The 21,693-nt window shown below is 62.9% G+C and carries 19 protein-coding genes, 1 pseudogene and 1 riboswitch; of the genes and pseudogenes, 7 read left to right on the forward strand and 13 right to left on the reverse strand.

Annotated elements, in window-relative coordinates:
- Positions 1–283: 283 nt before the first annotated feature.
- The 3 genes from yidD (at position 284) to thrS (ending at position 3,756) form a co-directional block, all read left to right on the forward strand.
- Positions 284–658, forward strand: a complete 375-nt coding sequence (yidD, locus tag NKH78_RS13515) for a membrane protein insertion efficiency factor YidD (RefSeq protein WP_352737212.1) — start codon at positions 284–286, stop codon at positions 656–658.
- Positions 659–803: 145 nt separating this feature from the next.
- Positions 804–1,619, forward strand: a complete 816-nt coding sequence (gene blaOXA / locus NKH78_RS13520) for a class D beta-lactamase (RefSeq protein WP_352737127.1) — start codon at positions 804–806, stop codon at positions 1,617–1,619.
- 163 nt (positions 1,620–1,782) lie between these two features.
- A complete protein-coding gene (gene thrS, locus NKH78_RS13525) occupies positions 1,783–3,756 on the forward strand; it encodes a threonine--tRNA ligase (RefSeq protein WP_352737126.1) in 1,974 nt (657 codons plus the stop codon).
- A 232-nt stretch (positions 3,757–3,988) separates the two neighbouring features.
- Here thrS and NKH78_RS13530 read toward each other — a convergent pair whose 3' ends face one another.
- Positions 3,989–4,954, reverse strand: coding sequence for an RgsD C-terminal domain-containing protein (locus tag NKH78_RS13530; RefSeq protein ID WP_254818398.1), 966 nt, complete (start codon positions 4,952–4,954; stop codon positions 3,989–3,991).
- A gap of 156 nt (positions 4,955–5,110) precedes the next feature.
- On the opposite strand from NKH78_RS13530, the gene NKH78_RS13535 reads away from it, so the two are divergent.
- On the forward strand, positions 5,111–5,695 hold the full coding sequence (locus NKH78_RS13535; protein ID WP_352737125.1) for a nitroreductase family protein: 585 nt from the start codon (positions 5,111–5,113) through the stop codon (positions 5,693–5,695).
- 18 nt (positions 5,696–5,713) lie between these two features.
- On the opposite strand, the gene NKH78_RS13540 is transcribed toward NKH78_RS13535, so the two are convergent.
- Together NKH78_RS13540 and NKH78_RS13545 are read right to left on the reverse strand one after the other, a co-directional pair.
- A complete protein-coding gene (locus tag NKH78_RS13540; protein WP_352737124.1) occupies positions 5,714–6,595 on the reverse strand; it encodes an HpcH/HpaI aldolase/citrate lyase family protein in 882 nt (293 codons plus the stop codon).
- A 2-nt stretch (positions 6,596–6,597) separates the two neighbouring features.
- Positions 6,598–7,050, reverse strand: coding sequence for a MaoC family dehydratase (locus NKH78_RS13545; RefSeq protein ID WP_352737123.1), 453 nt, complete (start codon positions 7,048–7,050; stop codon positions 6,598–6,600).
- Positions 7,051–7,202: 152 nt separating this feature from the next.
- On the opposite strand from NKH78_RS13545, the gene NKH78_RS13550 reads away from it, so the two are divergent.
- Entirely contained in the window at positions 7,203–8,324 is a 1,122-nt protein-coding gene (locus tag NKH78_RS13550) for a DUF2336 domain-containing protein (protein WP_352704454.1), read from the forward strand.
- A gap of 168 nt (positions 8,325–8,492) precedes the next feature.
- Here NKH78_RS13550 and parE read toward each other — a convergent pair whose 3' ends face one another.
- On the reverse strand, positions 8,493–10,544 hold the full coding sequence (parE, locus tag NKH78_RS13555) for a DNA topoisomerase IV subunit B (RefSeq protein ID WP_352737122.1): 2,052 nt from the start codon (positions 10,542–10,544) through the stop codon (positions 8,493–8,495).
- 273 nt (positions 10,545–10,817) lie between these two features.
- Between parE and NKH78_RS13560 the strand changes: the two genes are divergently transcribed.
- Positions 10,818–11,987 carry a GGDEF domain-containing protein gene (locus NKH78_RS13560; RefSeq protein WP_352451345.1) on the forward strand — a complete coding sequence of 390 codons (1,170 nt, stop codon included), beginning with the start codon at positions 10,818–10,820 and terminating at the stop codon, positions 11,985–11,987.
- A 72-nt stretch (positions 11,988–12,059) separates the two neighbouring features.
- Here NKH78_RS13560 and gcvP read toward each other — a convergent pair whose 3' ends face one another.
- The 4 genes from gcvP to NKH78_RS13580 all read right to left on the reverse strand — a co-directional run bounded on the left by gcvP (position 12,060) and on the right by NKH78_RS13580 (position 17,557).
- On the reverse strand, positions 12,060–14,870 hold the full coding sequence (gene gcvP / locus NKH78_RS13565; protein ID WP_352737121.1) for an aminomethyl-transferring glycine dehydrogenase: 2,811 nt from the start codon (positions 14,868–14,870) through the stop codon (positions 12,060–12,062).
- Between the two features lie 16 nt (positions 14,871–14,886).
- Entirely contained in the window at positions 14,887–15,255 is a 369-nt protein-coding gene (gene gcvH / locus NKH78_RS13570; protein ID WP_352737120.1) for a glycine cleavage system protein GcvH, read from the reverse strand.
- Positions 15,256–15,260: 5 nt separating this feature from the next.
- Positions 15,261–16,379, reverse strand: a complete 1,119-nt coding sequence (gcvT, locus tag NKH78_RS13575; RefSeq protein ID WP_352737119.1) for a glycine cleavage system aminomethyltransferase GcvT — start codon at positions 16,377–16,379, stop codon at positions 15,261–15,263.
- A 148-nt stretch (positions 16,380–16,527) separates the two neighbouring features.
- Positions 16,528–16,614, reverse strand: a riboswitch (glycine riboswitch).
- A gap of 199 nt (positions 16,615–16,813) precedes the next feature.
- Entirely contained in the window at positions 16,814–17,557 is a 744-nt protein-coding gene (locus NKH78_RS13580; RefSeq protein WP_352883057.1) for a transporter substrate-binding domain-containing protein, read from the reverse strand.
- A gap of 86 nt (positions 17,558–17,643) precedes the next feature.
- On the opposite strand from NKH78_RS13580, the gene NKH78_RS13585 reads away from it, so the two are divergent.
- A complete protein-coding gene (locus NKH78_RS13585; protein WP_352883059.1) occupies positions 17,644–18,246 on the forward strand; it encodes a DUF3011 domain-containing protein in 603 nt (200 codons plus the stop codon).
- 127 nt (positions 18,247–18,373) lie between these two features.
- Here NKH78_RS13585 and NKH78_RS13590 read toward each other — a convergent pair whose 3' ends face one another.
- The 5 genes and pseudogenes from NKH78_RS13590 to NKH78_RS13610 all read right to left on the reverse strand — a co-directional run.
- Positions 18,374–19,183, reverse strand: a complete 810-nt coding sequence (locus NKH78_RS13590; RefSeq protein WP_352737117.1) for a molybdopterin-binding protein — start codon at positions 19,181–19,183, stop codon at positions 18,374–18,376.
- Position 19,184: 1 nt separating this feature from the next.
- The gene (locus tag NKH78_RS13595; RefSeq protein WP_352737116.1) at positions 19,185–20,063 is read right to left on the reverse strand and encodes a cytochrome b/b6 domain-containing protein; all 879 of its coding nucleotides are present in this window, start codon (positions 20,061–20,063) and stop codon (positions 19,185–19,187) included.
- 102 nt (positions 20,064–20,165) lie between these two features.
- Entirely contained in the window at positions 20,166–20,843 is a 678-nt protein-coding gene (locus NKH78_RS13600) for a DUF1345 domain-containing protein (protein WP_352737115.1), read from the reverse strand.
- A 5-nt stretch (positions 20,844–20,848) separates the two neighbouring features.
- The gene (locus tag NKH78_RS13605) at positions 20,849–21,316 is read right to left on the reverse strand and encodes a YaiI/YqxD family protein (RefSeq protein ID WP_254818384.1); all 468 of its coding nucleotides are present in this window, start codon (positions 21,314–21,316) and stop codon (positions 20,849–20,851) included.
- A 66-nt stretch (positions 21,317–21,382) separates the two neighbouring features.
- Positions 21,383–21,693, reverse strand: a pseudogene (locus NKH78_RS13610) (S-(hydroxymethyl)glutathione synthase); the annotation flags it as partial.

Below are 21,693 nucleotides of genomic sequence, written 5' to 3' on the forward strand. Positions count from 1 at the left end.
CAGCGGCGCTCTAATCGGTGCTCAAGGAGTGCTGCCATGATCCAGTTTCTCAACATTCTAGGGGATGTCGTGCGGATCGCGACGTTTCAATGATACGACGAGAAACCGCATAGGGATGGGTGCGAGGAGAGGCCGCCGACCAGCGTCGCCGTATGCCGGAAGCCGACGCCCGACCGCTACCCGGCTCGCCGCGCCAGGCCATGACGGGGTTGCCGGAACGGCATTGCGTTCCTGGCCCGATGCGCACATCTATCGTGTTGGAAAACGTGATGTGGAGACTGCGGTGGTTGGCCAACATCGGCATGCGCACGGTGCCAGGCCGATTCGACAAGGACGCAACTGGCCCGGCCCGTGGCGCAAGACGCCGGGCCGCCTCTTCGGTACGGCGCTCGTCCGCTTCTACCAACTGACGCTGTCTGGCTTCGTCGGCAATTCCTGCCGGCATCTGCCGACCTGTTCCGAATACGCGCACGAAGCGATCGCCCGGCATGGACTATGGGCCGGCGGCTGGATGGGGTTTTTCCGGGTGCTGCGCTGCGGACCGTTCGGAACACACGGCATCGACCGCGTACCGGAAATCCTGGCTGATCGTTACCGTTGGTTCACGCCATGGCGGTACTGGCGGATCGCGAAAAAACGTGGCGACCTGGACAGTTGACCGCAAGTCTTCGGTGAACAACCGGACCGCTTTTACGATCTGGTAGGGTTAACCGCAGCTTGCGCGGACATAGCGCATTTAAGACAAAATCGAGACAAGACGCCTAGCTAAGCCGCTCCTGACACCCTTCAGGAGAGATTGCCAAATGCGCCGGATAGATCGTCTTCCCTTCGTTTTCGCCGTGGTTCTCTATGTCCTGGCGTGGCTGTTGGGTTTTCCGATCCGTGCGCAATCGGCGCCGCTCGGGGAGGTCGAATGCACGCTGATCGTCGACGCCGCAAGCGGCGAGACGCTGTATCGCGAAGGAACCTGCGATCAGCGCGTTAGCCCCGCCTCCACGTTCAAGGTTCCGCTGGCGCTGATCGGCTACGATGCTGGAATCCTGAGCGACGAGCACACGCCAAGCTGGGAGTACAAGGCAGAGTTCAATGCGCCGAAACGGGACCGCAAGACCGTCGACCCGACGATCTGGGAAAGGGATTCGGTCATATGGTTCTCACGCGAGATTACGCGCCGGCTCGGCAGCAAACAATTTGCCGGCTATGTGTCGAAATTCGAGTATGGCAACACGGACGTTTCCGGAACTCCCGGCAAGAATGATGGACTCACCCATTCCTGGGTGAATTCTTCGCTCGAGATATCGCCCGTCGAGCAGGTCGATTTCCTGCGCAGGCTGCTGGCGCGAAAACTGCCGGTTTCGAACAAGGCCCACGCCATGACCGGTGCGATCATACCGACGTTTCGAGCGGGCGATTGGACGGTGCAGGGCAAGACTGGAACGACCAGGCTCGGCGACAGCGCCGACAAGCGCTCGCTTGGCTGGTTTGTCGGCTGGGCGCAGACCGATGCTCGCAAGATCGTCTTTGCCCGCCTGGTAATCGATACGGAACGTTCCGACACGCCCAAGGGACCCAAGACGCGGGCGATGTTCCTGAAAGAGCTGCCGAATCTCGTCAGATGACCATATCCGGCTTTACGGCGCCGAAAACTGTCCATAAAAGACCGCTCGTTGCCGGACGCATCCGGCTCTTACTTGATGTATGTCGTAACCCCAAAACAGCTAGTTTGGGCGACGTGCATTTTTACCACCCGCGCTCGTTTGCGGGACTGGATAGGAGAATCTCATGCTGAATTCCGTTTCCCTGACATTTCCCGATGGCTCCGTCCGCGACTACGACGCGGCGATAACCGGCGCCGGCCTGGCGGAATCGATCTCGAAGTCGCTGGCCAAGAAGGCCGTTGCCTATTCGATCGACGGCACGCTGCGCGATCTTTCCGACCCGATCGGCAAGCCGGGCAAGGTCGAGATCATCACTCGCGAGGACCCGCGCGCGCTGGAGCTCATCCGTCACGATGCAGCCCATGTGCTGGCCGAGGCCGTGCAGGAACTTTGGCCGGGTACGCAGGTGACTATCGGGCCGGTGATCGAAAACGGATTCTACTACGATTTTGCCCGCAACGAGCCGTTCACGCCCGACGATTTCCCGGTGATCGAGAAGAAAATGCGCGAGATCATTGCGCGCAACAAGCCGTTCACCAAAGAGGTATGGTCGCGGGAAAAGGCGAAAAGGATCTTTGCCGACAAGGGCGAGCGCTACAAACTGGAGCTGATCGACGCCATTCCCGAGGATCAGGATCTCAAGATCTATGCGCAGGGCGACTGGTTCGACCTTTGCCGCGGCCCGCATATGGCCTCGACCGGCCAGATCGGCAGCGCCTTCAAGCTGATGAAGGTCGCCGGCGCCTATTGGCGCGGCGATTCGAACAACCCGATGCTGACGCGCATCTACGGCACGGCCTGGGCCGACCAGGCGCAGCTCGAAGCCTACCAGACGATGCTGGAGGAGGCCGAGAAGCGCGACCACAGGAAACTCGGCCGTGAGATGGACCTGTTCCATTTCCAGGAGGAGGGGCCGGGCGTCGTGTTCTGGCACGCCAAAGGCTGGAGGATGTTCCAGAACCTGGTCAATTACATGCGTCGCCGCCTCGACGAGCAGGGCTATCAGGAAGTCAACGCGCCGCAGGTGCTCGACAAGAGCCTGTGGGAGACATCAGGCCACTGGGGCTGGTACCGGGACAACATGTTCAAGGTGACGGTTGCTGGCGACGACACCGACGACGACCGGGTGTTTGCGCTGAAGCCGATGAACTGCCCCGGCCACGTCCAAATCTTCAAGCACGGGCTGAAGTCCTACCGCGATCTGCCGGTAAAACTTGCGGAATTCGGCAATGTGCATCGCTATGAGCCGTCCGGCGCGCTGCACGGGTTGATGCGCGTGCGCGGCTTTACTCAGGACGATGCCCACATCTTCTGCACCGAGGAACAGCTCGCCGACGAGTGCATCAAGATCAACGACCTGATCCTGTCGACCTATGCCGATTTCGGCTTCGACGAAATCACCGTCAAGCTGGCGACCCGCCCCGAAAAACGGGTCGGCACCGACGCGATGTGGGATCATGCTGAGGGCGTGCTGCAGGACGTGCTCGACAAGATCGCGGCGCGGTCGGGCAACCGGATCAAGACGGGCGTCAATCCGGGTGAGGGCACGTTTTACGGGCCGAAGTTCGAATATGTGCTGAAGGACGCCATCGGCCGCGAATGGCAGTGCGGCACCACACAGGTCGACTTCAACCTGCCGGAGCGTTTTGGCGCCTTCTACATCGGCTCCGATTCGGAAAAGAAGCAGCCGGTGATGGTGCATCGCGCAATCTGCGGCTCGATGGAGCGGTTTCTGGGCATCCTGATCGAGAATTATTCCGGCCATTTCCCGCTCTGGTTCGCACCGCTGCAGGTGGTGGTGGCGACGATCACTTCCGACGCCGACGACTACGCGCGAAAGGTCGTCGCGCAGCTGAAGGCGGCCGGGCTGATTGCCGAAGCCGACCTGCGCAACGAGAAGATCAACTACAAGGTCCGGGAGCATTCGCTGGCCAAGGTCCCGGTCATCCTCGTCTGTGGCAAGCGCGAAGCCGAGGAAGAAACGGTCAATATCCGCCGTCTCGGTTCGCGCGACCAGGAATCGCTTGGTCTCGCAACTGCCGTGAAGCTGCTTGCCGACGAGGCGGTGACACCCGACCGCAAGCGCCGCGCGGCCTGAACCAGCCGACCTGCAATGAATGGCGGTGGAGCGATCCACCGCCATTTTCATATGACTGTTGCGCCGCGCCTATCCGGCAAATCGATCGACGTGCGCTTCGGTCAGGTGCTGAATGAGACGAATTGCTCGAGCGGCTTTACCGGGCTGTCGTCGATCCGGCTCTGGTCGTATGGCGTGGCCACGCGCAGTTGCTGGCGCGACGCATGCGCAAGGCAGCTTAGAGGGGCGCGGCTTAGTCGGCGCCTTCCTCGGAATCGATGGCCGAAGCCTCTGTGGCCAGAACCTCGATATCCTGGTTGTGCCCCGCCACCACCGTAAAGTCCTTCTGGTAGATGCGGTCGCGGTTCTTGGCGATGATGGTGTAGTCGCCCTCGGCCAGCACCATCGAGGCAAAGGCACCGACGGTTTCCTTGATCGGATCGCCGGATTCGTTCAGCAGCGACCAGGAGGTGTCGGCGATCGCCTCGCCGCCCGGTTCGCGCACCAGCTTCATGGTCATCTCGGCGGCACGGTGCTCGACGGTCGCTTCAGTCAGCTTGCCGGCCTCCACTCGGATGTCGGAGCGGATGACCGCGTTCACAGCGCCATAGGTCGAAACAACGTGGTAGGTGCCGGCATTGAGCCGCACGACGCTATTCGGCTCGACATCGGGTATGATCAGGGCGCGATCGCCGTCGGCCGCGGCGTGGCTCTCATAGATCGAGAAGCGCAGCTTCTTCGGCGGTATGCGCACCCCACCGGACAGCACGGCATCGAGCTTGAGGCCGCCTGCATCGAGCACGAGGCTCTCGCGCTTGGCTTCCTTGCCGACGGTGATGCGCTTGGTGGCGCCGGCCCTCCCGTAGGAGGCGTGGACCAGATAGGAACCCGGCTCGAGCTGGAATACGGCGGTACCGCCATGAGCGGAGGCGACCATCGGCAACTTGCCGTCGCTGGCCGATTCGGGCTTGAAGACGCGCCAGACGATGCCGCGCGTGATGTCGGCGCCCTTGTCTGTCAATTGCGCCGACAGCGTGATTGCCCCGCTGCTCCCCAACACCAGCGATGTCTCGCTTTTCGGAGGCGCATAGCCCGAAATTCCGGGAAGTTTCAGTTCGCCGAGGCCGTCCACATCCTGGGCGACGGCGAGCGAAACCGGCACCATCAACAGTGCGGCAGCGAGCCATATCAGGAAAAGACGCAATGTCCCCTCAAACATGCCTTGCGTTGAAGCCCAAGGCGGTGGCAATTTCAAGGCTTAAGAGTCCGGTCGGCTTCTGCTACACGGCTCTTTGTCCGGCGCGCCGCGCCAATGCCCAAGCCGCCCGATGTCCCGATGGTGCGCTTCAGCTCAAATTCCAGGAGACTTGCGCCCATGGCGTCGCCGATCATCGATTTCCTGCTGACCCGAAATTCCGCGCCGATCCCGGATTTGAAAGAACCGGCACCCGGCGATGCGGAGATCGCGACGATGATCGCCGCAGCCTCGCGGGTGCCGGACCATGGCCGGTTGGAGCCCTGGCGTTTCATCTTGTATCGCGGCGAAGCTCGCATCGAGATCGGCAAGAAGCTGGCGGCACTTGCCGAACAGCGTGAAGGGCCGCTGCCGGAAGGCCGCCGCAACCAGGAATTGGCGCGCTTTTCGCGGGCGCCGCTGGTTATCGGCGTGATCTCGATCCCCAGGGAAAATCCAAAGATCCCGCAATGGGAGATGTTCCTGTCCGGCGGCATGGCCGCGATGAACCTGATGCTCGCCGCCAATGCGCTGGGCTACGGCACCAACATGATCAGCAACTGGTATTCCGACGTGCCCGAGGGCAGGGCGATCCTCGGCCTGGCGCCACATGAGCGGGTCGTAGGCTTCGTCCATATCGGCTCCTACCAGGGGCCGGCACCGGAGCGGCCACGGCCCGATCCCGCAAAGCTCTATGCCGATTATTCAGGGCCGTGGGTGGGATAATTTCGGCGCGGAACAGACCTAAACGCCAAGCCCAGCTACCCCGGCCCGCGCCAGGAGCCGCTCGGCCAGTTTTAGATGCGGACGGTCGTACATCTTGCCGTCGATTCCGACGACGCCGGGGTTTCCCGCCGCCTTAAAGGCCTCGACGATCGCCAGGGCGCTTGTCACCGCTTGCGCCGAAGGCGTGAAGGCGGCGTTGATGACCGGCACCTGCGCCGGATGGATCGCCATCTTGCCGGTGAAACCGTCGCGCTCGGCCTCGGCGCATTCGGCCTCGAAGCCCGCCATGTCGCGAAAGTCCGGAAAGACGGTGTCGATTGCCGCGACTTCCGCGGCACTTGCGGCAAGCATGGTCATGGTGCGGGCGAGGCGGAACACATCCGTGTAGCGGCCATTCGCGTCGCGTGTCGCGCGCGCGCCGATCGCCGCCGACAAATCTTCGGCCCCCCAGGTGACGCCGACAAGCCGCGCGCTTGCACGGGCGTAGGTCGCTGCGGCCAAGACGCCTGCGGCCGTTTCTGTGATGATCGGCAGGATCTTTATAGCTCCATCCGGCCGGCCGCTTTCAGCTTCGTGCACCCTGAGCTTGGCCGAGAGATGCTGGACATCCAGTCCGCTGTTCGACTTAGGCAGCATGATGCCGTCTGGTTTTGCCGGCACGAGCGCTGCCAGATCGTCGTCGGTCAGTCCGGTCGAAAGATCGTTGACGCGCACATAGATCGCGGAGCTGGTTTGGTGCCTGTGCCCGGCGATGAAACGCGCCGCTGTGTCGCGAGCCAGCCCCTTGTTCTGCGGGGCAATCGAATCCTCGAGGTCGACGATGACCACGTCGGCGCCCACGCCAAAGCCCTTCTCCAGCTTCTTTTCTGAATCGCCGGGAACGAAGAGCAGTGAACGCATCTTCACACCGCCTTTTTCATCATCATCGCCTGCCTCGTGCATTTGGCAACCAGCACGTCGTTCTGGTTATAGGCGCGATGCTCGAACTCGACGATACCGCGGTCCGGTTTGGACCTGGAATCGCGCACCGAAACCACCGTGGTCTCGACGCGAATGGTGTCGCCGTGGAAGACGGGGTGCGGAAACACCGTCTCCTTCATGCCGAGATTGGCGATGGTGGTGCCGACGGTGATGTCGTTGACCGAGATGCCGATCATCAGGCCCAGCGTGAACAGCGAATTGACCAGCGGCTTGCCCCATTCGCTCTTGGCGGCGAAATCGAAATCGATGTGCAGCGGCTGCGGGTTCAGCGTCATCACCGAAAACAGCATATTGTCGCTTTCGGTCACGGTCTTGCGCAGCGCGTGCTTGAACACATGGCCGACAGCGAACTCCTCAAGATAAAGCCCGGCCATGGTCGATCTCCTCTGCTGCTTAAGGGGTGATAGGCGTTGCATACCGGGCTCGCAAGCCAGTTAACGAACATGGTGAACCGTTCGTAAACCATTTGTGCCTACGGTCGCGACAGGGGCCAGAAGCGTTCTGGCAAAGGGCGTAAGCAGGCGACATGGTCGTTTCGCATTTCCTGAAATGGATCCACACGGCGAAGGTGTCGGAGCGCGTTGCAGCGGCAAGCGCACTTGCTCGCGCATATGTCGATTCGGACCTGCCTTTCGAGGACCGCTGCGCTGCGGAGGCGGCACTGACATTGCTGCTCGATGACGCATCGTCGAAGGTGCGACTGGCGATCGCCGACGCGCTTTCCATGAGCCATCATGCGCCGCCGCAGATCGTCAGCGCGCTGGCCTCGGACCAGCCGGAAGTCGCAGCCCTGGTGCTGGCGCGGTCGCCACTGCTTACTGATGCCGACCTGATTGATCGGGTTGCCGGCGGCCAGAAAGCGACGCAGAAGGTGATCGCCGACCGGCCGCGGGTGTCGATGTCGGTTGCGGCGGCGATCGCCGAGATCGGCGAGCCGGAGGCCTGCACCACGCTGCTCGCCAACAGCGGCGCCGACATCGCATCGATCAGCTTTCGGCGCATGGCCGAGCGGCACGGCCATCTGCCTCTGGTACGCGAGGCGCTGATTGCCGATGCGCGCCTGCCCGCCGATTGTCGGCATTTGCTGCTGGTCAAAGTGGGCGAGACGCTCAAGGGCTCGCCGCTGGTGCTGGCGCTGATGGGCGCCGCAAGAGCCGAGCGGGTCACTCGCGATGCCTGCGTCAAAGCTTCCGTGACATTGATCGAAGGCACGCGTGCCGAGGAACATACAGCGCTTGTCGAACATCTGCGTCTGCGCGGTGACCTGACCGCAAGCTTCGTCATCCGCACCATCGCGCACGGCAAGGTCGACTTCTTTGGTTCGGCCCTGGTCGCGCTCAGCCAGCAATCCGAACAACGGGTGAGAGCACTGCTGGCCGGCGGCCATGACGTGGCGCTGCAGGCACTGTTCCGCAGCGCCGGGCTTGCCGCCGCCACCCACGCAATCATCCTGCGCGCGCTGAAGGTCTGGCGCGAGGTCGCCAATGGCAAACGCCTCGCCGGCGTGCAGGAAGTCAGCTGGCTGATGCTGAAGGAATTGGGCGGGCAGTCCGCCGAGGGCGATCTTGCCGGGCTGGTCAAGTCGATCCATCTCGACGCGTTGCGCGAGAACGCGCGCGAGCACGCGCTGGCGATCGCGGCTGCCTAAAGCAATTCCAGGAAAACTGTGAAACGGTTTTCCGTCCGGAATTGCTTTAAAACAAAGGAAAGAGCGGTTCGGCGTTTCCGTGAACGCTGAACCGTTCCAGGCCTCGTCCTTCGCGAAAATATCCGGATCGCAACAACCGCCGTCTGTGGCTCACCTGGCAGAAGACGCTCAGATATCCAGCACTTCCGTCTCGGCGAATTCCGCGCGTTCCTGGATGAAGCGGAAACGGGCCTCGGGCTTGGTCCCCATCAATGCGTCGACCGCATCCTTGGTCGCCGCCTCGGCATCGATAACGTCGACCCGCAGCAGCGTGCGCTTTTTCGGGTCCATGGTGGTTTCCTTGAGCTGGGCGGCCATCATTTCGCCCAGCCCCTTGAAGCGGCCGATTTCGACCTTGCCGCGCCCGGTGAATTCGGTGCGCAGGAGTTCGTCCTTGTGCGCGTCGTCGCGGGCATAGGCGACCTTGCCGCCTTGCCGGATCGAATAAAGCGGCGGCACCGCCAGATAGAGATGGCCGCCGCGGACCAGGCTTGGCATCTCCTGGTAGAAAAAGGTGATCAGCAGCGAGGCGATATGGGCGCCGTCGACGTCGGCATCGGTCATGATGATGACCCGGTCGTAACGCAGGTCCTCGTCGCGATATCTCGAGCGCGTGCCGCAGCCAAGCGCCTGGATGAGGTCGGATATCTGCTGGTTGGCGGCAAGCTTGTCGTTGCCGGCGCTGGCGACGTTGAGGATCTTGCCGCGCAGAGGCAGCACCGCCTGGCTGGCGCGGTCGCGCGCCTGCTTTGCCGAACCGCCGGCCGAATCGCCCTCGACGATGAACAACTCGGCACCGGCGGCGGCATTCTGCGTGCAGTCGGCGAGCTTGCCGGGCAGGCGCAGCTTGCGCACCGCACTCTTGCGCGACACTTCCTTTTCCTGGCGGCGGCGCACCCGCTCGTCGGCGCGCGCGATCACCCATTCGAGCAGTTTCGAAGCTTCCTGCGGATTGTCGGCCAGCCAATGGTCGAACGGGTCGCGGATAGCGCTTTCGACGATGCGGATCGCCTCGATCGTCGCCAACCTGTCCTTGGTCTGGCCGACGAATTCCGGTTCGCGGATGAACACCGACAGCATGCCTGCCGCCGAGATCATCACATCCTCGGAAGTGACGATCGAGGCGCGCTTGTTGCCGACCAGGTCGGCATAAGCGCGCAAGCCGCGCGTCAGGACGTTGCGGAAGCCGGCCTCATGCGTGCCGCCCTCGGCGGTCGGGATGGTGTTGCAATAGGAATTGATAAAACCGTCGCCGCCGAACCAGGTCACCGCCCATTCGAGCGAACCGTGACCGCCCTGCTTCTCGCTCTTGCCGGCAAACATTTCACGGGTCACCTGGAATTCATCGCCGAGCGAGGCTTTCAGATAATCCTTGAGGCCGCCCGGAAAATGGAATTCTGCCTTGGCCGGCGTCGTGTCCTTTTCCTTGATCAGCGACGGATCGCAGGTCCAGCGGATTTCGACACCGCCGAACAGATAGGCCTTTGACCGCGCCATGCGGTAGAGCCGCGCCGGCTCGAAAGCAGCACCCTTGCCGAAAATCTGCTCGTCTGGATGGAAGCGGATCTTCGTGCCGCGGCGGTTGTGCACCTCGCCGAGCTGCTCCAGGCCGGTCACCGGAACGCCTCGCGAGAAACGCTGGCGATAGAGCTTGCGCCCAATCGCGACCTCGACCTCGAGATGGTCGGACAGCGCGTTGACCACGGAAACGCCGACACCGTGCAGGCCGCCGGACGTCTCGTAAACCTTGCTGTCGAACTTGCCGCCTGAATGCAGCGTCGTCATGATGAGTTCGAGCGCCGGCTTCTTGAATTTCGGGTGCGGATCGACCGGAATGCCGCGGCCGTTGTCGGTTACGGACAGGTATCCGTCGGCGGAAAGCTCGACATCGATGAAGGTCGCATGGCCGGCGACCGCCTCGTCCATCGAATTGTCGATGACCTCGGCGAACAGATGGTGCATCGCCTTGTCGTCGGTGCCGCCAATGTACATGCCCGGGCGGCGGCGCACCGGCTCCAGCCCCTCCAGCACTTCGATATCGGCGGCACTGTAGCTCTCGCTGGCGTCGCGGGGCGCCGGCCGCTTCGCCGCCTGCACCAGCGGGTCGGCCGGGCGCGCGGCGGCGCGAGCCGGTTGCGGCTGCTTGTCCAATTTGGCGAAAAGATCGTTATTGTCGTCCATGCCGGTCCTGGATTCCGATGCTGCGAATCACCACCCGATACTGCCACGCTTTTTGTGGGCAGGCGACGGAGGTTCCTGTTACGTTCGAGGATAGGGCCTCTTACTGCAAAACCATTCGACAGCCAAGCGGCGGAAATGGGGTCGAAGCTTGGAGCATCGACGCTTTGTAAACCTTGTCCGAAGGTTACGCCGCAAGGTTGGCTGAAAAACGATATCCGCGAACTGTCGCTGACCTAGAATGCAGTGGAACCTTCAAGAGGCTGTCGCTTAAGCATGTTGGATTACAGTTCGCTCCTGCTCGCGGCGGCGCTGTCGGGCACGTGCCTTAGCATCACCATGTTTGCGATCTGGTTCACCGCGCCAAAGGCACGCTTTGTGCTGACGGTGGCCTGCGGCATTCTCGTGCTGGTCGCACATGTCGTGTTGTTCTGGCATTACACCAGGGATCCAAGCGCCTGGCTTTGCCAGATCGTGCTTGTGCTTCTCAGCCTCGGCTTCCTGATCATCTGCCTGTCGGCTATGCAATATCTCGGCACAGGCGACTACAGGCGCGCCATCTTGCCGACCTTGGTTGCGATGGCTGTTTGCGCGGGCGCGACGTATCTCGGGTTTGATGGTGTCGGCTTTATTGTCACCTACGCGACGGTAACGGCGCTGCTCTCGCTCATCGGGGCGATGTTCTGGATTGAGGGTGGTCACGATCGCCGGATATTGCTGGTCGTCTCGTTCCTGAGCGGCGTCTGTGCGCTGTCGTTCGGACTTTGCGGCGCGGTCCTGCTGGTCACGGGCCAATGGGTGCTCGGTGTAGCACCGGACAATTGGGCCGAGCGGGTGAATTCCGTCGTGGCCGTCGCCTGCATGACCGGGCTCGGCGCATTGACGCTCTCCCTGCATCATTTGCAGGCGCAGATCGAATTGAAGGCCGAGACGATGACCGATCCATTGACCGGGCTGATGAATCGGCGGGCGTTGACGGCACTCTACGGCGAGCGGGTCTTCGGTCCGTTCATGTCCGTTGCCATGTTCGACCTCGACCATTTCAAGAGGACGAACGACGTATTTGGTCACCCGGTCGGCGACCAGGTTCTGTGCCGCTTTGCCGCCATCATCAGGAAATACGCCCGGACCGGCGTCGACGCCTTCCGGTTGGGCGGCGAGGAATTCGTGCTCGTCATGTCGCGGATGACGGAAGAGAAGGCCTATGACATTGCGAGCAAGATCAGCGTCGCCTTCGGCACGGAAGTCGTGGCCACCCAACTCGGTCCGTTGCGAAGCACAGTCAGCGGCGGCATCGGCTTTGGCGGAACAAACGGCACCGGTCTCGACGATGTGCTGGCCGAAGCCGACGCAGCACTCTATGCGGCAAAGCGCGCCGGGCGAAATCGCGTCGTCGTCCGGGACCGGGCGAGCAAGGCCGACGGGCCGGCCTTGCGTTCTGCCTGATTGAGGTTTCTATCTTCTTGTTAGACCCATGATCTTGTCCGAAAACCGGATTCCACTTTTCGGGATCATGATCTATTCCGCCGCACCCAGATATTCCGACAGCGGCGGGCAGGAGCAGACAAGGTTGCGGTCGCCGGCGACATTGTCGATGCGCGACACCGGCGGCCAGTATTTTGCCGCCGTGTCGGCATCGCCGGCGGGGTAGGCCGCCTCCAGGCGCGAATAGGGATGGGTCCACTGGCCGGCCAACGCCTCGGCGGCGGTGTGCGGCGCATTGACTAGAGGATTGTCGGCCAACGGCCATTCGCCCTTCGCCACCTTGGCTGCCTCGCCGGCTATGGCGATCATCGCCTCGCAGAAGCGATCCAGCTCGCGCTTGGGCTCGGACTCGGTCGGCTCGACCATCAGTGTGCCGGCCACCGGGAACGACATGGTCGGTGCATGGAAACCATAGTCGATCAGCCGCTTGGCGATATCGTCGACGCTGATGCCGGCGCTGTCTTTGAGCGCGCGGGTGTCGAGGATGCATTCATGCGCAACGCGTCCGTTGCGCCCTTTGTAAAGCAGGGGGAAATGCTCGCCGAGCCGCGTCGCCACATAGTTGGCGGAGATGATCGCCGTCTCGGTCGCCTGCTTCAGGCCGGAAGCGCCCATCATACGAATATACATCCAGGTGATCGGCAGGATGGAGGCACTGCCGAACGGTGCCGCCGCCACGGCATGGGCCGAGCCTTCGGTGACGTGGCCGGGCAGATATGGCTTCAGATGCGCCTTGACGCCGATCGGGCCGACGCCGGGGCCGCCGCCGCCATGCGGGATGCAGAAGGTCTTGTGCAGGTTCATGTGGCAGACATCGGCGCCGATATCGCCGGGACGGGCGAGGCCGACCAGCGCGTTGAGATTGGCGCCGTCGAAATAGACCTGGCCGCCATGGCTGTGGACGAGGGCACAAAGGTCGCGCGCGCCTTCCTCGAAGACGCCATGCGTCGAAGGGTAGGTGAACATCAGCGCCGCGAGGTTGTGCGCATGCTCGGCCGCCTTGGCCTGCAGGTCGGCCGTATCGATATTGCCGTCCTCGGTGCAGCGCACGACGACGACGCTCATGCCGGCCATGGCCGCACTTGCCGGATTGGTGCCATGCGCCGAGGACGGGATCAGGCAGATGGTGCGATGGCCTTCGCCGCGCGACAGATGATAGCCGCGAATGGCGAGCAGCCCGGCATATTCGCCCTGGCTGCCGGCATTGGGCTGCAGGGTCACCGCGTCGAAGCCGGTGATCTCGGCCAGCCAGCCTTCCAGCTCGTCGATCATGGCGCGATAGCCTGTCGAATGGTTGGCCGGGGCGAAGGGATGCAGGTTGGCGACATCAGGCCAGCTCACCGGCATCATTTCGGCGGCGGCGTTGAGCTTCATGGTGCAGGAGCCGAGCGGGATCATGGCGCGGTCGAGCGCCAGGTCCTTGTCGGCCAGCCGGCGCAGGAAGCGCATCATGTCGGTTTCCGAGTGGTTTTCGCGGAAGACGGGCTGGGTGAGAAACTCCTTGCCGCGCGGTCTTCCTGGCATGGAACTGCCGGCGGCAACGCCGGCCTTGGCGCCGAAAAGTGCTGCGATCGCCTCCAGATCGGCCTCGGTGGAGGTCTCGTCGAAGCTGATGCCGACATGGTCGGCGTCGATGACGCGCAGCAGCCGGCCGGTCTTTTCTGCGGCGGCGGCAATCGCGCCGGCTCTGCCCTTCACTTTCACGGTCACCGTGTCGAAATGGCTGTCGCCGACCACCGAAACGCCCGCTGCCTTGAGGCCGGCAGCCAGGCGGTTGGCCAGCGTGTGGACGCGGCCGGCAATCGCCTGCAGCCCGGCAGGGCCATGCCAGATCGCGTAGGCCGTCGCCATATTGGCGAGCAGCGCCTGTGCGGTGCAGATGTTGGACGTCGCCTTGTCGCGGCGGATATGCTGTTCGCGTGTCTGCAAAGCGAGGCGATAACCAGGACGGCCCTTGCTATCCGTCGACTGGCCAACGAGCCGGCCGGGCATCAGCCGCGTCAGCCTGTCGGAGACGGCGCAATAGGCGGCGTGCGGCCCGCCAAAGCCCATCGGCACGCCAAAACGCTGCATCGGGCCGACGGCGATGTCGGCGCCAAGCCTGGCCGGCGCATCGGTCAGCGTCAGGCCAAGCGGGTCGGCGATGAAGACGACCAGCGCGCCGGCAGCACGGCCCCTGTCGATCGCTGCCTTGTGGTCGCCGTAGACGCCGAATGTATCGGGCCAGGAGACCAGCAGGGCGGCGGTGTTGTCGTCGATCACCTCGCCGTCGACCTCGATGCCGAGCGGCTCGGCGCGGGTGCGCACGACGTCCAGCGTCTGCGGGTGCGGCGTGCCGGCCAGTGCCACCTTGGTGCGCTTGTCGCGATGATGGCGCAGCGCGATCCCAACCGCTTCGGCCACCGCCGTCGCCTCGTCGAGCAGCGAGGCCGATGCCACCGGCAGGCCGGTCAGTTCCGTCACCAGTGTCTGGAAGTTGAACAGCATCTCCAGCCGGCCCTGACTGATCTCGGCTTGGTAAGGCGTGTAAGCCGTATACCAGGCCGGGTTCTCGAACAGGTTGCGCTGGATCACCGGCGGCACGTGGACGCCATGATACCCGGCACCGATGAAGCTCTTCTGCACCGTGTTCTTTGCCATCGTCGCCGCGAGCTCGGCCAGCGCTTCCGCTTCGGTTGCGGGCGCGGGCAGGGCCAGCGGCCGGTCGAGCCGGATCGACTTCGGCACTGCCTGGCTGATCAGGGTCTCGACCGAAGGAACGCCGATCGTCGCCAGCATGGCTCTGACGTCATGGAGGCCCGGGCCGATATGGCGAGCCGAGAAGGGGTAGGGTGCTGCGGTCATCTTCCTGGTCCTGCTATCAACCAATATGGGCTTTGTAAGCGGCTTCATCGAGGAGTCCGTCGAGTTGGCGCTCATTGGCCAGCTTCATCTTCCACAACCAGCCGTTGCCGGTTGCCGCCGAATTGACGAGTGAAGGATCCGATGACAGCGAGGTGTTGGCCTCGGTGATCTCGCCGTCGACCGGCGCGTAGACGTCCGATGCGGCCTTGACCGATTCGACCACCACGGCGGTGTCGCCCTTGGCCAGCTTCTTCCCCGGCTCCGGCAGTTCGACGAAGACGAGATCGCCGAGCTGCTGCTGCGCGTAATCGGTGATGCCGACCGTGGCGATGCCGCCCTCGACGCGCAGCCATTCGTGATCTTCGGTGAAATAGGTCTTTGCCATTGAAATCATCCTTTGCGGTAGCGATGGGGCGTGAAGGGCAAGGGGTGGATGTCGACCGGGATTTTCGTCCCGCGGACATCGGCGAACAGTTTTGCGCCGGATTTGGCAAGCGGCGTCTGGACGTAGCCCATGGCGACCGGATGACCGGCCGAGGGGCCGAAGCCGCCTGAGGTGACATGGCCGGCAGGGTTGCCGTCAGCATCGAAAAGGGCAGCACCGGCGCGCACCGGCTGGCGGCCTTCCGGCTTCAGGCCGACGCGTTTTTGCGCCGGACCACGCTCCAGGATGGCGCGCAGCGCATCGGCGCCGATGAAGGCGCCAGAGGCGCGAACCTCCTTGGGGATGGCCCACATCAGCCCGGCGCTGGCCGGATCGATCTCCGGCGTGATGTCCAGCCCGTGCAGGCACAGTCCGGCTTCGAGCCGCAGGCTGTCGCGGGCGGCAAGGCCGACCCACATCACCCGCTCGTCCTCGAGCAGCCTGGCGACGAGGTTTCTTGCATCCGCTTCCGGCAGGCCGATCTCGAAGCCGTCTTCGCCGGTATAGCCGGACCGGCTCATGAACCATTTTTCGCGCGGCTCGATGCCGTGCATGAACACCAGCGAACCGGTCTCGATGCCGGCGCGGGAAAGGGCAGCCCACGCCTCGGGGCCCTGTATGGCCAGGAAGACGCGGTCGAGCGCATCCACTTTTACATCGAAATCGCCCTCTGCATCGAAATTTTTGGCCAGTGCGCGCAGATGCTTTTCGTCGGCGGCGGCGTTGCCGGCATTGGCGACCATCATGAAGCGCTCGGCGCCGAGCCTGGTGACGATCAGATCGTCCAGAATGCCGGCCGCCTCATTGAGGAAGAACGTGTATTTGGACTGGGAAACCTCAAGTGCGCCGGCATCGAACGGGCAGGCGCGGTTCAGAAGCGCTGCTGCCCCCGTACCGCTGATTTCGAACAGCTTCATGTGCGAGATGTCGAACAGGCCGGCATGCTCACGGCTGTGCAGGTGCTCCTTCATCACGCCGGCCGGATGGGTCAGCGGCATCGACCAGCCGGCGAAGGCGCCAAAGCGCGCACCAGCTGCCATGTGCAGATCTTCGAGGGGAAGGTGTTTGGTATCGTCGCCCGTCATGTCATCTCCAGAGTCGCACGCAAGCGGCCGCGAATGGCGACCAGTCCGTGCCCCTCTGTCTGAAGCCTGAGAGACTCGCGCCCCGTAACTCTGTCGGCAGCGCTTACACCTTCGGCGCGGGGGCAAGCCCCGACTTTCCAGAGTGTCTTTCCCGTCTACGGTTCTTTTGCCTGAGAGATTTCGGGCGATTTCCCCTTCGGCGGCAGCTCTCGCTGCTCTCTCCCGCAAACAGGTAGGACTCGGTCAGGAGCCCTCGACTCGTCATCCATAGCCCGTGGACGACACCTTGTCACCTGCCAGCGACATTTTTACTGGCAAGTCTTCGCTGCCTCGTTCAAACAGGTCGCGACCCTATTGTTTTGCGGGCTCGGGCTTGGCTGTCTCGAAGCGCGACATCCATTTGAAGCTGCCGAACCAGTAGCGGCGAACGCCGCCTATGGTGCCGTCGGCGGTGCGCGCGCCGATCCAGTTGTTGAGTATTGGATGAGGCGGACATCGTCCGGCCGCATGGCAAACGCTTCCGGCGTCCGCAACAGCGGGCCGCCCACCAGCTTGAGCTTGGCGTCATAAAGCCTGGCGGCCATTTGCGGCGTCGGCGATGTCGCCACCATCGCCTGTGCTTGCCCGCTGATGACGGCGGCGAAAACATCGGCCGCATTGTCGAATGACACGATGGCCGCTTTCGGGAATGCTTCCCTCGCGGCGGCTTCGTCCGTCGAGTTGGAGAGCACGGCGATCTTGTAGCCCGGCGCCGCCAGTGCCTTGCCCGGCCTTTTCCCAAGACTGGCGATCGTCGCCACCATTCGGATATCGGCGGTACCGGTCTGGTCGGAGAACACCACCTCGCGTGCGCGTTCCGGCGTGCTGGCGTAGCCCGCCGCGATCATGTCGAAATCACCCTTGAGCAATCGCGTCTTGAGGTCGTTCCATGGCACCTCGACCAGCTTCAGGTCGACGCCGAGATCGGACGCCAGCGCACTGGTCAGGTCGACATCATAGCCGGCGAACTTCCCGTCGGCCTTCTTGAGGATCCATGGCGGGTTGAGCGCGACGCCGACTGTCAGTGTCTTCTGATCGATGATGCGCTTGAGGCTGTCGTCCGCCCGGGCTGGCAGCAGCGACAAAGCCAACCATGCAGAAAGGGCAAGTATAATAGTGGCGATAATCTTAGCGCGCATTAATATAACCTCACTGAGCCCGTCCGGTTGTCAGACTTACACAGAGGTGCCATTCTGTCGATAGCGGACCCTGATGGAGAGTTGCAATGTCGGCACGGATGGCGGTTACCGGTTCGATGATGTTCCTGGGTTGCATCCTGGGCAACCCGGCGAAGCTTTCGTTGCTGCCGGCGGCAGCGCAGGCTGCGGGGGCAAAACGCGTGGTCTGCTCCAGCGCCGATTACCGTTATTCCTATTGCGGGGTCGATACGCGACGTGGCGTGCAGTTGACCTCCCGTCTATCGAAGGCACGTTGCGTATACGGTAGAAGCTGGGGCTATGACGGCGGCGGCATCTGGGTCGACAATGGTTGCTCGGCCGAATTCGCAGTCGCCGGCCCCGACCGTAACCCCTCTGCTGGCGACCTCGCCGCAGCCATTATCGTCGGCGGCGTGGTAGGCGCCATTCTCGACAACAGCAATTCGCATCGCCATCATTCCGATAATTACTATCCGAAGCCGCGCCCGCGCCGTTACGACCAATCGATCGATCCGACGCCGCAATTCGACAATCAGGGCAATCCCAGCTTCGATACCCACGGCAACTACCAAGGACCGCACGGGCTTGGGAAGCTCGTCACCCCGGACGATAATCCCGACCTGAATCCGGCCCTGCGGAGCGACGGCGACGACGGCGACGACGACAGTTAATGCATGTCGCGCAAAAGTGCGCAGCGGTTTTGCGACAACGACATGCATGAAAAGAAGAGCCTACAGCGCGTCGCATGAGGCCGATCGAACGCGGCGCGCTTTAGGTGAAACTGAGATCAGGTTTCAGTCAGATGCCGCCGTACCAGTCGTAGCCATTGTCCTCCCAATAGCCGCCTCTGCCGCCGCCGATATTGGCGAAGCCGTCGACCAGCTCGATCTTGTAGAGGTATTTCGGCATCTTGTAGCCGAGCTGGCGCTCGACGCGGACGCGCAGCGGCGCGCCGTTCTCGACCGGCAACGGCTTGCCGTTGAGGCCATAGGCAAGGATCGTCTGCGGATGACGGGCATCGATCAGGTCAATCGAGCCGTAATATTTGATATCGCCGGCAAGGCTGCGGTCGATCGTATCGAGGCAGTGGAACATGACATAGCGCGCCTGCGGCTTGACCACGGCCTGGTCGAGCACCAGCGACAGCGGCGTGCCGGTCCATTTGGCAATGCAACTCCAGCCTTCGACGCAGTCGTGGCGGGTGATCTGGGTGCGGCTCGGCATGTTCATCAGCTGCTCGCGGGTCAGCGACAGCGGCTTTTCGACAAGGCCGGAAACCTCCAGCCGCCAGTCGGCGAAATCGCTGGCGAGCAGGCCCTTGTAGAAATCGTCGTCGGGTGCGGTGACGCCGTTCGGCCGCTGCGGCTGGCGAATGTCGGCCTCGGTGAATTCCCGCGCCAGCGCATCAGCGCCGGCAAGCAGTCGCTGCGCCCGCCAGGTCAGGCCATTGGCGCTTTCGAGGAAGCTGCGCAGGCTGTCGCCGACGCCAAGCTGGCTGTCGAAGGCGTCGCAGCCCGACAGCATGATGCCGGAAAGGCCGAGGCTGGCCGAGGTCAGGAACTTTCTTCGGCTTATCTGTAGCTTGGGGCTGATCTCGAATTTCGACATGTCAGGGACTCCTCTCTGGCGCATTGTCGGCATGCGCCGGCGGGTCGGTTCGATACCAGCCGGTGATGATTGAGCGCAGCTCGTTGATCGGACCGGCGGCCAGGATCATCAGGATGTGGATAATGAAGAAGGCGACGAGCAGCAGCATCACCGTGAAATGAATGGTGCGCGCCGTCTGTCGGCCGCCGAGCAAATCGTTCAGGAACGGCAGGACCGAATCCATGCTCGGCGACATGGCAAGGCCGGTGATGATCATCAGCGGCAGCAGCACGAACAGCACGCCGCCATAAGCCATCTTCTGCAAGGTGTTGTATTCGCGCCTGTGGTGAAACCTGAACCTGGCGTGGTCGACAATGTCTTGCGGCAGCCGCCTGATGTCATCGAGGCGCGGGGCAAGATCGCGGCGCAAATGGCCGTTGATGAGGCTGGCGACCAGCCAGACCAGCAGCGTGGTGGTCAGCACCCAGGCAAAGAAGAAATGAACGACGCGCGCGGTGCCGAGATCGTAGTAGGAAGGAATCGTAGCCCAGGACGGGAAGGCCCGGGAAGTCTCCTGGCCGGCCGGACCCGACCAGCCGAGCACACCAGTGGTATCGAAGCGCTTGCCGAAGATTTCGGTGTAGCCGCGCGGGCCAGCCGCGGTATTCTCGGCGCCGATGGCGAAGATGGTGTTGTTGTAGCCAAAGCCCGACTCCTTGCCGATGTAGAGCTGCGGGCGGGCGTTGAAGATCTGCAGGCCGGAAAGCAGCATGAAGAACAGCGCGATCGCCCATAGCCAATGCGTCAGCCGCGTCCAGCGCGACTGGCGATAGATCAGCGTCACATCGCTCGGCGCGGCGGTATCTGCTCCGGCGGCTTGGTTTCTGGCAAGCGATTCCATCTGTTGTTTCCTCCGGCCGCGCGTTCGCCACAGCCTCGTCAGATCTCTTCTCTCCCAAATACGTCCCCAGCCTAAGCGATGTTTCACCCGATCACGGATTTATTACAGACTGCCGAGGCTGACGGCGAGGTTGACCGCGGCTGCCACAATGACAGTGTTGAAGAAGAACGACAGGATCGAATGCACAAGCACGACACGGCGCATTTGCGAGGTCGTGACGTTGGTGTCGGCGGTTTGCGCCGTCATGCCGATCACTGTCGAAAAATAGAGGAAATCCGAGCCCTCCGGCCGCTTGCCGCCCGGGAAGTCGAGGCCGCCGACTGGAATCCTCTTTTTGGTGTCGCCATCCATCGCATCGCCGTCCAACCAATAGAGATGCGCGTAGTGAAGTGCCGCCATGGCATGGATGGTCAACCAGCCAAGCGGGATGGACAGCAGCGCCACCGTAAGCTCGACGGCGTCCGCGCTCTTCTCCCTGTTGATCAATTGAAACAACGAAATGATGGCAATGGCGACCACAACCAGAGTGACCGCGAAGATCGCCAATACCGGCAGGTCAGTGTCGCCTGCATTCTTGCGCAGATAGCTGCCGGTAAGCCGCGGCATGTGGGCGATGACAAGAACCAGATAGGCGGCAAAGAACACATTGGCGCCGATCGAATAGGCAAGCGGCGCACGCCAGATCAGCGCTGCGCCAAAGGCTGCCACGCCGATGCAGGCCGACACCGCGAACAGCGTGTGGCGTCGCATGGGCATCTTGGTCGTGGTACCGGTCGCCATGGTTTTCAGTCCGCTGGCGCGGATTTCAGCGCTCGCCGTAGGATGCGGTCAAGCTCGCCTAGGAACCGCGAGCGATCCTGCGGCGCGAAGCTCGAATTGTAGCCCTTGCTCTCGCCGGTTTCGCGCAGGTGCTGCTTGAGATCGCGCATTGCCACCGCCATGCCGATCGTTTCGGGCGTAAACGGGCGTCCGGTCGGACCAAGTACGTGGGCGCCAAGCGCCACCGCGCGCGCGGCAAGCGGGATATCGGCGGTCACCACAATGTCGTTGGACCGGGCATTTTCGACGATCCAGTCGTCGGCGGCGTCCGCGCCCTTGGAGACGACGACATTGCGGATCATCGGATCGCGCGACGGACGCAAGCCGCCATTGGAGACGAAGGTGACGACGATGCCGTGCCGCTCGGCGACTTTTTCGACCTCGGCCTTCACCGGGCAAGCGTCGGCGTCGACGAGAATAGCAGGTGCGGGCATCGTGATTCCAAATGTGAAAGAGCCGGGCGGCTTCGCCCGGCTCGATCGATGATAGTCGAGCGGCTACTAGGCCGGCAACGCGCCGGATCTCTTGGCCGTCCAGGTGGCGATATAGTCCATCAGGCCAGGATTGAGGCAATCATAAGGTTCGAGCCCGATCGACTTCAGCTGTGACCTTATACCGTCCATGCGGCTCGGATCGACACCGGACTCGATGATCGACGAGACAAAGGCGGTGAAGCCCGGAGGCGACCAGCCATCCTCCTGGAAGCGTTCCGGATGGATGAAGGACAGCCCCTTGAAAGCGTGGTCGCGCTCGACCGGGCCGTGCATGTGGACGCCGCAGCCGGTGCAGGCATGGCGCAGGATCAGCGCGC

Source organism: Mesorhizobium sp. M0910 (assembly GCF_040319465.1).
GTDB lineage: Bacteria > Pseudomonadota > Alphaproteobacteria > Rhizobiales > Rhizobiaceae > Mesorhizobium.